At 47.4% G+C, this 13,828-nt stretch carries 16 protein-coding genes; 11 read left to right on the top strand and 5 right to left on the bottom strand.

Translation table 11 applies throughout. The annotated features are described in order from the left end of the window. Nucleotides 1-1,172, bottom strand: a 1,172-nt coding sequence (locus tag VM802_RS32125) for a THUMP domain-containing class I SAM-dependent RNA methyltransferase (protein ID WP_325538662.1), incomplete at its 3' end; no start/stop codon positions are given. A 27-nt stretch (nt 1,173-1,199) separates the two neighbouring features. Then, nucleotides 1,200-1,958, bottom strand: coding sequence for a type I methionyl aminopeptidase (map, locus tag VM802_RS32120; protein ID WP_325538660.1), 759 nt, complete (start codon nt 1,956-1,958; stop codon nt 1,200-1,202). Nucleotides 1,959-2,124: 166 nt separating this feature from the next. Here map and VM802_RS32115 point away from each other — a divergent pair, with 166 nt between their 5' ends. From VM802_RS32115 to VM802_RS32075, 9 genes are all read left to right on the top strand, one after another. After that, entirely contained in the window at nt 2,125-2,550 is a 426-nt protein-coding gene (locus VM802_RS32115) for an organic hydroperoxide resistance protein (protein ID WP_325538658.1), read from the top strand. 12 nt (nt 2,551-2,562) lie between these two features. Then, on the top strand, nt 2,563-3,240 hold the full coding sequence (locus VM802_RS32110; protein WP_325538656.1) for a type 1 glutamine amidotransferase domain-containing protein: 678 nt from the start codon (nt 2,563-2,565) through the stop codon (nt 3,238-3,240). 17 nt (nt 3,241-3,257) lie between these two features. After that, a complete protein-coding gene (locus VM802_RS32105) occupies nt 3,258-3,689 on the top strand; it encodes a MarR family winged helix-turn-helix transcriptional regulator (RefSeq protein WP_325538654.1) in 432 nt (143 codons plus the stop codon). Between the two features lie 73 nt (nt 3,690-3,762). After that, nucleotides 3,763-5,436 (top strand): glycoside hydrolase family 28 protein, encoded by a 1,674-nt coding sequence (locus VM802_RS32100; RefSeq protein ID WP_325538652.1) that lies wholly within the window; start codon nt 3,763-3,765, stop codon nt 5,434-5,436. Nucleotides 5,437-5,549: 113 nt separating this feature from the next. Then, nucleotides 5,550-6,029: a MarR family winged helix-turn-helix transcriptional regulator gene (locus VM802_RS32095; protein WP_325538650.1), complete on the top strand. Its 480-nt coding sequence runs from the start codon at nt 5,550-5,552 to the stop codon at nt 6,027-6,029. A gap of 134 nt (nt 6,030-6,163) precedes the next feature. Continuing rightward, nucleotides 6,164-6,652, top strand: coding sequence for a GNAT family N-acetyltransferase (locus VM802_RS32090; protein ID WP_325538648.1), 489 nt, complete (start codon nt 6,164-6,166; stop codon nt 6,650-6,652). A gap of 247 nt (nt 6,653-6,899) precedes the next feature. Next, entirely contained in the window at nt 6,900-7,694 is a 795-nt protein-coding gene (locus VM802_RS32085) for an MlaE family ABC transporter permease (protein ID WP_325538646.1), read from the top strand. A gap of 1 nt (nt 7,695) precedes the next feature. Continuing rightward, nucleotides 7,696-8,469 (top strand): ABC transporter ATP-binding protein, encoded by a 774-nt coding sequence (locus VM802_RS32080; RefSeq protein WP_325538644.1) that lies wholly within the window; start codon nt 7,696-7,698, stop codon nt 8,467-8,469. Nucleotides 8,470-8,474: 5 nt separating this feature from the next. Beyond that, nucleotides 8,475-9,506 carry an MlaD family protein gene (locus VM802_RS32075; RefSeq protein ID WP_325538642.1) on the top strand — a complete coding sequence of 344 codons (1,032 nt, stop codon included), beginning with the start codon at nt 8,475-8,477 and terminating at the stop codon, nt 9,504-9,506. Between the two features lie 62 nt (nt 9,507-9,568). Here the strand turns inward: VM802_RS32075 and VM802_RS32070 are convergent, their stop codons facing one another. After that, nucleotides 9,569-10,204: a YiiX family permuted papain-like enzyme gene (locus tag VM802_RS32070; protein WP_325538640.1), complete on the bottom strand. Its 636-nt coding sequence runs from the start codon at nt 10,202-10,204 to the stop codon at nt 9,569-9,571. Between the two features lie 139 nt (nt 10,205-10,343). Here VM802_RS32070 and VM802_RS32065 point away from each other — a divergent pair, with 139 nt between their 5' ends. Then, nucleotides 10,344-10,757: a ribosomal maturation YjgA family protein gene (locus VM802_RS32065; protein WP_325538638.1), complete on the top strand. Its 414-nt coding sequence runs from the start codon at nt 10,344-10,346 to the stop codon at nt 10,755-10,757. Nucleotides 10,758-10,772: 15 nt separating this feature from the next. On the opposite strand, the gene VM802_RS32060 is transcribed toward VM802_RS32065, so the two are convergent. Both VM802_RS32060 and VM802_RS32055 read right to left on the bottom strand, forming a co-directional pair. Beyond that, the gene (locus VM802_RS32060) at nt 10,773-11,228 is read right to left on the bottom strand and encodes a NanQ anomerase/TabA/YiaL family protein (RefSeq protein WP_325538636.1); all 456 of its coding nucleotides are present in this window, start codon (nt 11,226-11,228) and stop codon (nt 10,773-10,775) included. 60 nt (nt 11,229-11,288) lie between these two features. After that, complete coding sequence (locus VM802_RS32055; protein WP_325538634.1) at nt 11,289-12,059, bottom strand: DeoR/GlpR family DNA-binding transcription regulator; 771 nt, start codon at nt 12,057-12,059, stop codon at nt 11,289-11,291. A gap of 198 nt (nt 12,060-12,257) precedes the next feature. Between VM802_RS32055 and VM802_RS32050 the strand changes: the two genes are divergently transcribed. Next, nucleotides 12,258-13,826, top strand: coding sequence for a glycerol-3-phosphate dehydrogenase/oxidase (locus tag VM802_RS32050; protein ID WP_325538632.1), 1,569 nt, complete (start codon nt 12,258-12,260; stop codon nt 13,824-13,826). Nucleotides 13,827-13,828 lie beyond the last annotated feature (2 nt).

The raw sequence follows: 13,828 nt of genomic DNA, 5'->3' as shown, positions 1-13,828 counted from the left end.
TAAAGGCTTTCCGCCCTTTTGGTACCTGCATATAACTCATATTCCAGAAGACGGCAATCGAGTGTGCTTGTATAGAATTCTATTCTGCGTTTGGCTTTAAGCCCTATTTTCTTTGCGAGATCCAGGTTTCCGGTGAAGATATAACCGTAGTAGCCTTTACATTGTTGCTTCATGAAATCGCCGATACGTGCGTAAGTATCTTCAAGGGCCGTTATCTCACCAAGTCGCAGGCCATATTCCGGGTTCATATAAACCACACCACCGCCATCTTCCGGCACGGTGGTGGACGCAAAATCGCAGACGCGGAACGTAACTAAATCAGCAACACCCGCTGCTCTGGCATTCTTGCGGGCATTTTCAACAGCTGCGTCACTCAGATCTGTAGCAATGATCTGCAGGCCCGGTACATCAATAATCTGGTTTTCGAGCAGGCCTCTTTCTTTCTGGTATATGGCATCTTCATACCCTTTCAGATGCATGAAGCTGTAGTTGTTGCGGAAAAGTCCCGGGCGACTGTTGGTGGCTATTAATGCCGCTTCAATGGCTACTGTTCCGGAACCACACATGGGATTGATAAAGGGGGATTTTCTGTCCCAGCGTGTAGCCATCACCGTAGCTGCTGCCAACGCTTCCAGCATGGGTGCTCGACCTGGGATTTTACGGTAACCGTGGCGCGCCAGGGAGTCTCCGGAAGTATCTGCAAATACCTCCGCATGATCATTCTTCCAGAACAGATGAATCACGGCACCACTCAGCTCTGCACCAGTAGATGGCCTGGTGCCGGTTTTACTGCGCAGCCGGTCGATGATCGCATCCTTCACACGCAGATTGGCGAACATGCTGTTGTTGATCGTATCGTTCTGAACATTACTGGTGATAGAGAAATAACCGTCTGCCGGCAGTATATTTTCCCAGGGGTAAGTATGCAGGTGTGTATAAATCTCGTCGGCATCAGCGGCGGTGAACTGCTTCAGGCTGTATAACACCTGGCTTGCGCACCGTAGGTTGAGATTCAGGCGTATGCATTCATTAATAGAAGCCTGAATACGTACACCTGTTACAAATGTATCTTCAATAGTGTATCCTAATTCCTTTACTTCCTGCTCCAGGTAAGGCGTCAGACGCTTGTTGCAGGTGATCGTTACTGCTGCTCTTGTTGTATATAAAGACATAATGGCCGCAAAATACCGATAAAATCGCTATATCTCATTCGCAGCCGTGAGAATAACAGGCTGACCGCCAGTAATAACGATCGTATGCTCATGTTGCGCCACGAAGCCGCCCTTGTTACCCACCAGTGTCCAGCCATCACTGGCTTCATCTGCAAATGTCGAGTCGGTGGCAATGAATGTTTCGATAGCCACCACAGAATTCTTACGGAAACGATGTTTATTATAACGGTCGTAACAATTGAGAATATCGCCCGGAGGTTCGTGCAAACTGCGCCCCACCCCGTGTCCGGCAAGATTACGGATCACACGGTAACCGGCTTTGCTGGCTTCGGTCTCTATCAGCTTTCCTATTTCTGCAATCATCACACCACCCCTTATCTGGTTCAAAGCCTTATGCAATATGGCCCTGGAAGTATCTACCAGTCGCTGATGATGATGCAGGTCATTTCCGAGTACAAAAGAGCCGCCGTTATCCGACCAGAAACCATCCAGTTCTGCTGATACATCGATGTTCACCAGGTCGCCTTCCTGTAGTATTCTGTCGGCCGTAGGAATGCCGTGAGCAATTTCATTATTGACGCTGATGCAGGTCCACCCAGGAAAACCGTATGTCAGTTTGGGCGCCGACTTTGCGCCGAAGGCTTCCAATATAGCGCCTCCGAATTCGTCCACTTCTTTGGTAGATATGCCGGGCTTTGCATAGTTGCGCATTTCACGAAGGGTAACAGCCACCACTTCACTCACTTTCTTCATCCCCTGTAATTCTGCTTCTGAGGTAATAGACATATACAATGTGTTTACTTCGCTAATGTACCGATTTATACCGATCAAAGCACAGAATATCTTTTATCCTACGCACCATTTATGCAGCCATCTTGATCATCAGAAAATAAATTTGGAATTAAATTGTACACAATTTAATTTTACACTATAATTAAAATCCATCACTATTATGACAGCAATAAACAAGTTATATACTGCCCAGGCAACTGCCACTGGCGGCAGAAACGGACAAGTCTCCACCTCTGACGGGGTGTTAAATCTGGAAGTAAGGATGCCAAAAGAGTTGGGAGGTAACGGTATCGGTTATACGAACCCGGAACAGCTGTTTGCTGCAGGTTATGCTGCCTGTTTCGACAGTGCACTGAACCTGGTCATCCGTACAGCAAAAGTAGAGGCGGGCGCTACCACAGTGACCGCAGATGTCAGCCTTGGAAAGAACAATGAGGGCGGTTATGGGTTATCTGTTAAGCTAGCGGTAAGCATTCCGGGTACTGACAGGCAAACGGCGCAGCAGCTCATGGAGAAAGCGCACCAGGTATGCCCCTACTCAAACGCCACCCGCGGTAACATTGAAGTAGAACTCACTCTTGTCTAAAACTGATTACGCATGAAAGTACTATTCGTGCTCACTTCCCACAGTGAGCTGGGTAACACCGGTCATAAGACCGGCTTCTGGATAGAAGAATTCGCGGCCCCTTACTACGCGCTGGCCGACAAAAACGTGGAGATTACTATAGCCTCTCCCGCAGGTGGGCAACCACCCATTGATCCCAAGAGCGAACTGCCGGATTTCCAAACACCCGCTACCAGACGCTTCAATGAAGACGCCGCATTAAAGGAAAAGCTGGCACATACGATGAAGCTGAACCAGGCAGATGCCTCGGATTATGATGCGGTGTTCTATCCCGGCGGACATGGCCCTTTATGGGATCTTGCCAACGATACAACTTCCATAAAATTGATTGAAGAATTTTACCGGCAACAAAAGCCTGTAGCTTTTGTTTGCCACGCTCCTGGCGTATTGCGAAAAGTGAAAGCGCCCAATGGCGAACCGCTGGTAAAAGGAAAAGAAGTGACTGGCTTCAGCAATACGGAAGAAGAAGCTGTACAACTCACCGGCATCGTGCCCTTCCTGGTGGAAGACGAGCTGAAACAGCTGGGCGGATTCTACAGCAAAGTGGCCGACTGGCAGCCATATGCACTGAAGGACGGTCTGCTGATCACTGGACAGAATCCGGCATCCTCCGAAGAAGTAGCAGGAATTTTACTGCAAACATTAGCGTAATTTAGCGTTGCCAAATCATGCAAACATTGAAGCAACTCAAATTATCTAACCAGGTATGTTTTTCAATATATGCCCTGTCGCGGCTGGTAACCTCCCATTACCAGCCGTTACTGGCTAACCTGGATCTCACCTACCCGCAATACCTGGTGATGCTTACACTCTGGGAGCACCAAACCCTCAGCGTAAAAGCCATGGGCGAACTGCTCATGCTGGATTCCGGCACGCTGACCCCACTCCTCAAAAGACTGGAAGCCAAGAAAATTATCAAACGCTCCCGCAGCAAGGAAGATGAACGCATCGTCAACATTCAGCTTACGGCACAAGGTCTGCAGCTGAAAGACCAGGCAGCCGATATTCCCTTCCAGCTGCAATGCAGCCTGGGTATGAACAATGAAGAGATTAAGTCGCTGAAAGCTATCATCAATCCTATTCTTGAAAGAGAACGCTGATCCGGGAAAAAATTCCAGGAAATAATCATTTCTTTCCGTATTTTATGCAACCGTTTGCATAAAATACATCGTTATGAAAGATCCTACAAGTCAATACCCCATTTCCTTATCAAGACGCAACTGGCTGCAGCGGGTATCTGCCCCCGCAATGTTCACTGCTGGCGCCTCTTTACTGGGCGTGGCTTCATTCGCATCCACACAACAACCATCCTCCACATCTCCTTTCCCCGGCTGGCGCAGCATCCTGGATTACGGCGCACGTGGTGACGGCAAAACCAATAACACAGCAGCGATCCAACATGCCATCGACGACTGTCACAACAACAACGGCGGCGTTGTACTAATACCCGCCGGCGATTTCCTGTGTGGTACCATTGAGCTGAAGAGCAATGTAACGCTGTACCTCGCTGTCAACTGCAGGTTGCTGGGGAGCCCTCGCCGCGAAGACTACCAGGCTCCTGATACCATTCCTCCCGGCAATGGCAATGTAGTATTCATCTTTGCAGCCAACGCTGAAAACGTGGCCATCACTGGCAGCGGCACAATTGACGGCGACGGGATTCATTTCAACACGGGCAAAGGTGATGGCACCGGACCCGGAGGACAAAAAGGAGGAAACATGGACCGGCCGCATCTCGCGATTTTTTATCGTTGTAACAATGTCCGGGTAACCGACACCTTCTTTACCAGAAGTGCTTATCACTGCTTCCGTATCCTGGAGTGTCGTTATGTTCACTTCACCGGAATTCGTATATACAATCGTGTTAACCGCAACAATGACGGCTTTCACTTCAATAGCAGCGCACATGTACGCATATCCGACTGTGATGTGGCCTGCCAGGATGATGCCTGCGCCCTCTTTGGCAGTAACCAGTTTGTAACAGTTACCAATTGCAGCTTCAGCACGCGCTGGTCCATCTTTCGCTTTGGCGGTGGTGAAGCAAAGAACATCACGGTTACCAACTGTGTGATCTATGACACTTATGGTTGCCCGGTGAAGATCAGCGCAGGCAAGGCAAAGATCGAAAATCTATTGTTCAGTAACATTGTGATGGAAAACGTTACCGGCCCTATCGGAATAGGGTTCCGGGCAGGCGCCGCTACAGATGCATACGTGCGCAACATATCCTTCAGTCATATCAGGGCCAGCGTAGTAGCCCTGCCGGTAAATCATCCTGATATACCTTTTGACGTTAAGCCCTTCGACGGTGAGCAGCTCAGCTGTATTACACTCAATGGGGCTGATGGCAGTTACCTGGAAAACATCAGTTTTACAGATGTACATGTAACATATGCTGGTGGTGGATCTGCAGATCTCGCTGGCAAAACGGACATACCGCAGGTTGCTGTGGAATACTTTGTGGTATGGGGCCGCCCGCCCTTTGGCCCTGTTGCCTATGGCATGTATGCACGTAATGTAAAAGGACTAACGCTGAAGGACATACGATTTACTTACCGGGAAAACGACCTGCGACCAGCTGTCGTATTCGACAATGTAGAAGACGCAGATGTGGGCGGAATCAGTATACAAAGTAACACCGCCTCCATGGCGGCTTTCAGGATCATCAACAGCAGGGATGTACTGATAACCGGCGCACGATTACTGGGACCGGCAACCAACTTTCTGCGGGTAGAAGGCAGACAATCGCGCAACATCACTGTAGATGGTGGCGATCTTTCCAAAGCAGTACAACCAATGGTTACTGCCGACGGAGCGGCAACCGATGCCATAAAATTCAGGAGCTGATTTTTTACTACCTGACCTCATAGGCAGAAATGAAAAGAAAGGACAAGCCATCTGCATTAAGAAGACTACATGATATTTTGGGATTATTGTAGTTAACTACCTATTTTCGCTACATGTCGAATGCAATTGATCAAATAGGGATACTGGCTATCGCAACGAGGCTGCAGCGGTTGAGTGAACTGTTGCGCAAAGATGGATTACAGATTTACAAAGCCCATGGTATCGACTTTGAGCCGAAGTGGTTTCCCGTCATCTATACGCTACATCTCAACCCCATTATGAGTGTGGTGGAAATAGCCAATGAAATAGGGTACACCCACCCCTCCACTATCAGCCTGCTGAAGGAACTGGAAGTATTGAAACTGATCAAATCAAAGAAAGATAAGACTGATACGCGGAAACGAATGATATCTCTTACCGAAAAAGGTAAAAAACTCGTGGATGAAATAAAGCCTGTATGGGGCATTATTGGCAGCTCTCTCGCCGACCTGACAGACTCCCCCAACAATCTCATGCAGGCGATCATTGAAGTAGAAGAAAGATATCGTCGCAAAAGTCTGCTGGATCGGGCTCTTACACAAATGGAACAATAATACCTTTATACTTGAAATAATCAAAGGCCTCCTCTTTGCAAAGCCCCCAAAAGTGTCCAAACTTTTCGGGGCTTTTTGTGAACACATTTGAATATATGTAGTCAACTACATATATTTGCTGAAACATTAGCAAGATGGGAAACAATATCACAATCAGACCGATCCGGAACCAGCATTCCCAACAGGTAATAGACCTCGTACTTCCTATACAACAGCTTGAATTCAACGTAAATATTGACCTGGCGGCGCAATCAGACCTGCTTGACATTGAACATTACTATTGGCAATCCGGCGGCGGCTTCTGGGGCGCATTTGAGGATGATCACCTGGTTGGTACTATCGCATTGGTTGGCTATGAAAACGCCGGTGCATTGAGGAAGATGTTTGTAAAAAAAGAATACCGGGGAAAAGAGTATGGTATTGCAGCTGCCTTGATAAAGGAGCTGACCGGCTTCGCCCGCAGCAAGGGCATGATAGAGCTGTATCTGGGCACAGTAAGCGCCATGAAAGCAGCGCATCGCTTCTATGAGAAAAATGGCTTTCAACAAGTACAGCCGGAAGCCCTCCCTGTTGCATATCCGAGGATGCCGGTAGATGATGTGTTCTATCACCTTGGATTATAAGGCTTTTGATTGAGCCGATGAGCCGATACTACAGCGATTTCAATCTATCATTGAGCGGAAACCGGCGCTGGATTTAATTCTACCGCCGCTTTACTCATCAATCGCTCATCAGCATTATTATACAAACAATAAAAAAATAGAAGCATTTGCCTGTTTTTGTTTGCTGTTATAACAAATGAGAACAATATTTGTAATAATATTGACCAATATTTTGTTCACCAGTTTGTAGAGAAGTAAAAACAGGCAAATGGATTCCAGCAACGGGCAAACCGACAAACCAGTAATATCGCCAAAGGTTGATGCTTTTTTCATCAGCGTTCGCAATATCTTTTCATTTATCAGCCGATTTTTCCGCGAAGCGTTGCGCCCTCCGCTGGAAACAAAAGAGTTTATCCGTCAGTGTTATATGGTCGGCTACAAGTCGCTTGCCCTGATCAGCCTGACTGGCTTTATTACCGGCCTTGTATTTACAAAGCAGTCGCGTCCCTCCCTCTCTGAATTCGGTGCTACTTCCTGGCTACCTTCTCTTATAGCCATCGCCATCGTTAGAGCACTGGCCCCGCTGGTAACTGCATTGATTTGTGCCGGTAAAGTAGGCTCCAGTATCGGTGCGGAGCTGGGTTCCATGAAAGTAACTGAGCAAATTGATGCTATGGAAGTCTCGGCCATCAATCCATTCAAATATCTCGTGGTAACCCGTGTAATGGCTACCACCGTCTGCCTGCCCCTTCTCATGTCCTATACAGGGCTGGTTGGCCTGCTGGGTTCTTATCTTGATGTGCATATCAACGAACAACTGAGCTTTGTTGCTTTTATACAGAAAGCATTCAGCAATATTAACTTCCTGGATCTCTTTTCCTCTCTCTTTAAAGCTATGATGTATGGCTTTACGATCGGTATTGTGAGCTGTTACCAGGGTTACAATGCCTCACAAGGTACACAGGGTGTAGGAAAGGCGGCCAACACATCTGTGGTGGTTTCGATGTTCCTGATTTTTATTGAAGAGGTAATTATTGTTCAGGTAGTAAATTCGATCAGATAATATGAAACAACGGAATCCCGATATAGATACAAATGATGTAGTGATCTCTATAAGAGATCTCTATAAGTCGTTTGGCTCAAAACATGTATTGCGCGGCGTGGACCTGGATCTTCATAAGGGCGAAAACCTCGTGGTGCTCGGCCGTTCAGGAACCGGTAAATCTGTACTGATAAAGATTATTGTAGGATTATTATATCCCGATGCCGGTGGCGTGAATGTACTGGGCAAAGAAGTGGTACAGCTCAACAGTGTAGAGCTGCGCGAACTACGTCTGCAAGTAGGCTTCTCTTTCCAGAGCAGCGCCCTGTACGATAGCATGACTGTAGGTGAAAACCTTGCCTTCCCGCTGATGCGTAACAACAAATCCATCAGTAAAGACCAGGTGCGCAGAATGGTAGATATTGTGCTGGATGCAGTAGGACTGTCGCAATCCATCAATCAGCTACCAGCTGAACTTTCAGGTGGCCAGCGGAAACGCATCGGTATAGCACGCACACTTATTCTAAGGCCGCAGATTATGCTGTACGATGAACCTACCGCCGGCCTGGACCCGATCACCTGTACAGAGATCAACAACCTTATCAACGAAGTACAACGACGTTTTAATACCAGCTCCATCATCATTACCCATGACCTTACCTGTGCCAAGGAAACCGGCGACAGTATAGCGGTAATGCAGGAAGGGAAATTCGTGGCACAAGGCTCTTTTGATGAAGTATTCAGCAAAGAGAATGACCTGATCACAAGCTTTTACCAATACAACTTCATACAGTAAAATTTATGCGTAACGAAAGTAATAAACGAACCGTCATTGTAGGCATATTCATCTTTCTCGGACTGATCATCTTTACTGTAGGAATACTCGTCCTCGGCGGACAGCGGAAAACCTTCGTGTCTTCACTACGGGTAAAAGCCGTCTTCCATGACATCAACGGTCTTGCAAATGGAAACAACGTCTGGTATTCCGGCGTTAAAATAGGTACAGTGAAGAAGATTCACTTTTTGAAATATGATGAAATAGAGGTAATTCTGAACATTGAAAAAAGCGCGAGGCAGTTCATTCACAAGGATGTGAAAGCAAAAGTCGGTTCCGACGGGCTGGTGGGTAATAAAATCGTGGTACTTTCCGGTGGTTCAGATAATGTGCCTGCCATTGAAGATGGCGACGTAATCCAGGTGCAGCCTGTAGTAAGCCCTGACGCCATTATGGCCACGCTTCAGGTCAACAACGAAAACCTGGTGGAGATTACCTCCAACCTGAAAACACTTTCGAAGAAAATTGCAGACGGACAAGGCACACTGGGTAAGCTGCTCTCCGATGAAACCATCTATAACAGCCTGGAAACAACTATCAGCACACTCAAATCCACAGCAGGCAATACACAGCGCCTGACCAATAACCTGGCAGACTACACTGCCAAACTGCAAACCAAAGGGTCATTAGCCAACGACATCATCACCGATACCGTTGTATTCAGCAAACTGCGCGCTACTATTGCACAGATGCAGGAAGCCGCCCAGAAAGCCAATGGTATCGCAGCAGATCTCAAAAATGCCAGCAACAGCGTCAATCAGAATATCACCAGCGACCAGTCGCCGGCAGGTGTGCTCCTCCATGATCAGCAGGCTGCCGAGAACCTGAAAAAGATCATCAGCAACCTTGAAACGAGTACCTCCAAACTGGATCAGAACATGGAAGCACTGAAACACAACTTCCTGCTACGCGGTTACTTCAGAAAACAAGCCAAACGCGCAAAGAAAGAACAGGAAGAGAAAGCGAAAGAAATAGACAAGCTGCAATCAGCCCAGTAACCGGGCTTCCGGCACTTCAAAATAAAAATAGAACCTGCCGCTGTACACGGCGGGTTCTATTTTTACTGCTCTTTCACCGTTTTCAACAGTTCAGAGTGGAACATATTATCCGGTGAGATGATCATTTCCTCATACGGAATATTGTTGTCATAAATTTCTTTCATCTGCTTCTTCACAGCAACACTGTTCAGATCAAAATCCTTCAGCGCCTGCAATGTACCAATTTCTATTCCCGCTGCCTGCTTATAGATCTTCCACACCAGCTCAGAGCAATATATACGATCATCTGACCACCTGAAATAAAAATCATAGTTCTTTCCCTCATATTTCTTTCCCGCCACTTTCATGCGATCTGCCATAGCTGGTGTTACCAATTGCTCATTCTTCAGTCTGCGGATCACATAATGTCCGCCTTTACCGCGGCTAACCCACTCCTGCAACGGAGTGTACTGCACTGGTTGTATGGCTTCATAAACAAACAGTTGCCCGTCTTTCCGGAGTATAATACCACAGTGACTATATTTCGAATGAGTAGCCAGCTGTATAGCAGTGCTGAGCTCCGATTGCGATTCCTGGAAGATAATATCACCTTCGCGTATACTGTCTTGTGGCTGCGAATGTTGCTGATTATCTGATGAAGCGGAAAGATGACCGGTTACAACAACCGCCATCAGTGTAACAAACATGATCGTTCTCATTGCAGACATAGACTGATTTTCAGCAAGTATAACCAATAATCTGTACACTATGCTTTTCCGGTGATACAAAAATTTTCTTCCCGTAGAAGTGATTATATTGCAACCTTATTTATTCGTTCCAGAACTGTTATACCTGTCAATGAAAACAAAACGACGCTGGCTGTACGCTGTACTGATATTGCTCAATATCCCGCTGGGGCTGGCCACCAGATGGGCTCCGCAATATTTCCCTGAAATCATCAGGATTTACGGTGGCGATGTATTTTCTGCTACCTGTATTTTTTTCGGCATGAGATTTCTTTATCCGCTGAAGGCATTACCGCGCGTGGCACTAATCAGTTTTATCATCTGTATCTGTATTGAGTTGCAACAGTTATATCAGGCAGACTGGATAGTAAAGCTGCGTCATACCTTTCCTGTAGGAATTATTCTGGGCTTCGGCTTTAAATGGAGTGACTGTGTATGTTATGCCGTGGGTACTTTGATGGCGCTGTCGGTGGCGGTTCTCGCAGAAAACATACCGGCGTTCCGGATGCAGGCCGCATCAGCATAAACGCCGGCATATCGTTTATTGTACGCTTATCTTGATCACCACTTTTTTCACGGCTGTCGTTTTTTCAGCGGTGAGGTTAGGCATATGCAGGTCTGTTGGAAAGAAGATTGCAAAATAGTGCGGCATAAGTTTGGTGAAGAAGGCCGGCTTTTCTGCAAACAACATGTAATCTTCTTCTTCACTATATGCTTTTGACGGAACCTGCTGTTGCAGGAAATCATGCCCGATCAGCTCCTCTCCTTTTACAAGATATTGCACATCGATATGCTTACGATGCGCTTCCATCTGTTCGCCGGAGGCATCCACAGTATCGTACTCATTCACGATGGCGAAGATGTTGGCGCCATCTATTTCATAACGTCCTTTCTCCAGGGTATTGAAATCTGTTGTGGCGAGGTACTCAAAAGCCTTTACAAACCTGGGCCCCAGGCCGTGATAAAGGTGTGCATTGTTCAATGTATCTAATATCATGTTGCTAAAATAATAAATGATCAGGGAAGCAAAGATATTCAGAAAAACTAAATGCAATGGCTATACGATTGTTACCTGGATACCCATATCTTCCATTGATTTCACCAGATGGGATGAGATACCCCTGTCGGTGATAATCTCATCAATATCTTCCAGGCCGCAGACCCTCCCGAAACCTCTTTTGCCGAACTTACTGGAATCCGCCAACACGATAATCTTCTGCACGGTGGCAATCATTTTCTGGTTGAGATGCGCTTCCATAATATTAGAGGTTGTAAGGCCGAATTCAAGATCGATGCCATCTGCCCCCAGAAACAGTTTGCTACACGAGAAATCGTCCAGTATTTTTTCTGCATAGGGACCAGTCACCGAAGAGGAACTGTTGCGCAGCAGGCCCCCCAGCTGTATCACTTCAATATCAGGCGAATGCAGCAGTTCCAGTGCCACGTTGAGTGCGGCTGTGATGACCGTCAGACGGCCTTTAGGGTGAATATTGCGGGCCAGCGCCAGTACAGTAGTGCCAGAGCCGATGATAACAGCGTCGTTGGGTGCTATCAGCCCAGCCGCTGCCATCCCAATGTTTTTCTTTTCCTCCGCACGTATCTTCTCCTTTTCATTTACCGGCTTGTCGTTGGTATATGGGTTGGAAACGGTAGCGCCGCCATGTGATCTGAACAACAGCGCTTTATCTTCCAGCAGTTTAAGATCTTTTCGTATCGTCACTCCCGACACATCCAGCTGTTTGCACAGGTCTACCACATTTACATATCCCTTTTCCGCCAGCTTATCCAGAATAAACTTATGACGCTCAGCTATATTGATCACAGCCATAATAACATATTAACCTAAAATAATGCATTGGTCTTTTTACAAGGCACTTTCTGTAAGTTTCAATTTATTTTCCTTTCGTCCAAAATATTTTCATTTTTTCATTTTAATTTCTATTTTGATTTCGAATTGTTTTAATTTCTTTTACTTTGTTTTACTTTAACAGAAATCGAAACTATTCAAAATATCTAAAGAAATAAAATGAACAGGACGGAATTCATCAAACATGCCCGGTCGGTATCAGCTCAGCATTGGGATATGATCATTATAGGTGGCGGCGCCACTGGTCTGGGTGTAGCTATGGACGCCGCTTCCCGCGGATACAAAACCCTGCTGCTGGAGCAGGCGGATTTTGCCAAAGGCACGTCCAGCCGCAGTACCAAATTGGTACATGGAGGCGTAAGATACCTGGCCCAGGGGGATGTTGGCCTGGTGAGAGAAGCCTTGTACGAACGCGGATTGTTGTTGAATAATGCACCCCATCTTGCACATAACCAGCAGTTTATCATTCCGCAGTACAACTGGTGGCAGGGGCCCTTCTATACCATCGGACTAAAAATATATGACCTGTTGTCCGGTCGCCTGAGCCTGGGTAAGTCGCTTCATATAGGTAGAAAAGAGATGATAAACCGGTTGCCCACGATCCGCCAGGAAGGACTCAAAGGTGGTATCGTTTACCACGACGGCCAGTTTGATGATGCCCGTCTCGCCGTGAACATTGCTCAGACTGCCGCAGAGCAGGGCGCTGTACTGCTCAACTACTTTAAGGTAGATGGATTACTCAAACAACCCAACGGTAAGGTAAACGGCGTGAAGGCCAAAGACCTGGAGAACGGTGACGAGTATACGTTTTATGCCCGCAGCGTTATCAATGCCACCGGCGTATTTGTAGACGAGATTCTGCAACTCGATAATCCTGGTGCAAGGCCCATGGTAAAACCCAGTCAGGGGGTACACGTAGTCCTCGATGCCTCTTTCCTCAACAGCAACAGCGCCATCATGATCCCCAAGACCTCTGATGGACGTGTGCTCTTCGCCGTACCCTGGCACAGCAAGGTATTGCTGGGCACCACAGATACACCGCTGAATGAACACAGCATGGAACCCGTGGCACTGGAAGAAGAGATTACCTTCATATTAAATACGGCAGCCCGATACCTGAACCGCCCTCCCGTACGTGAAGACGTGTTGAGTGTATTTGCAGGTCTGCGGCCACTCGCTGCACCACAAAAGGAAACCGGCAGCACCAAAGAGATTTCACGCAGTCATAAGATACTGGTAGCGTCTTCCGGCCTGATCACCATCACGGGCGGTAAGTGGACTACCTTCCGCAGAATGGCCGAAGATACCGTAGAGCAAGCGATAAAAACCGGAGGCATGACCGCAGCCCCATGCAAAACAAAGAACCTGCGCATACACGGTTATATAAAACAACCATCCGCAGCGGCGCCGCTAGGCGTATATGGCAGCGATGCCCCACTAATACAAGCATTAGCCGGCGATCAACCCGGGCTTGCACAACCACTGCATCACAGGCTGCCATATATAAAAGCGCAGGTGATCTGGGCTGTCAGGAATGAAATGGCACGCACAGTGGAAGACACGCTGGCACGCCGTCTCCGCGCACTGTTCCTCGACGCACAGGCAGCCATTGATATGGCTCCCCAGGTAGCTGCCCTGATGGCCGCAGAACTGGGACGCGATGAACAATGGCAACGCGAACAGGTAACCGCATTCAATAAAATCGCAGCAAACTATCTGCTGCACTGATA

It is taken from the genome of Chitinophaga sp. (genome assembly GCF_035538455.1).
GTDB lineage: Bacteria > Bacteroidota > Bacteroidia > Chitinophagales > Chitinophagaceae > Chitinophaga.
Note: the sequence above shows the minus strand (reverse complement) of the source record. Positions and strands in the feature narration are given on the sequence as shown.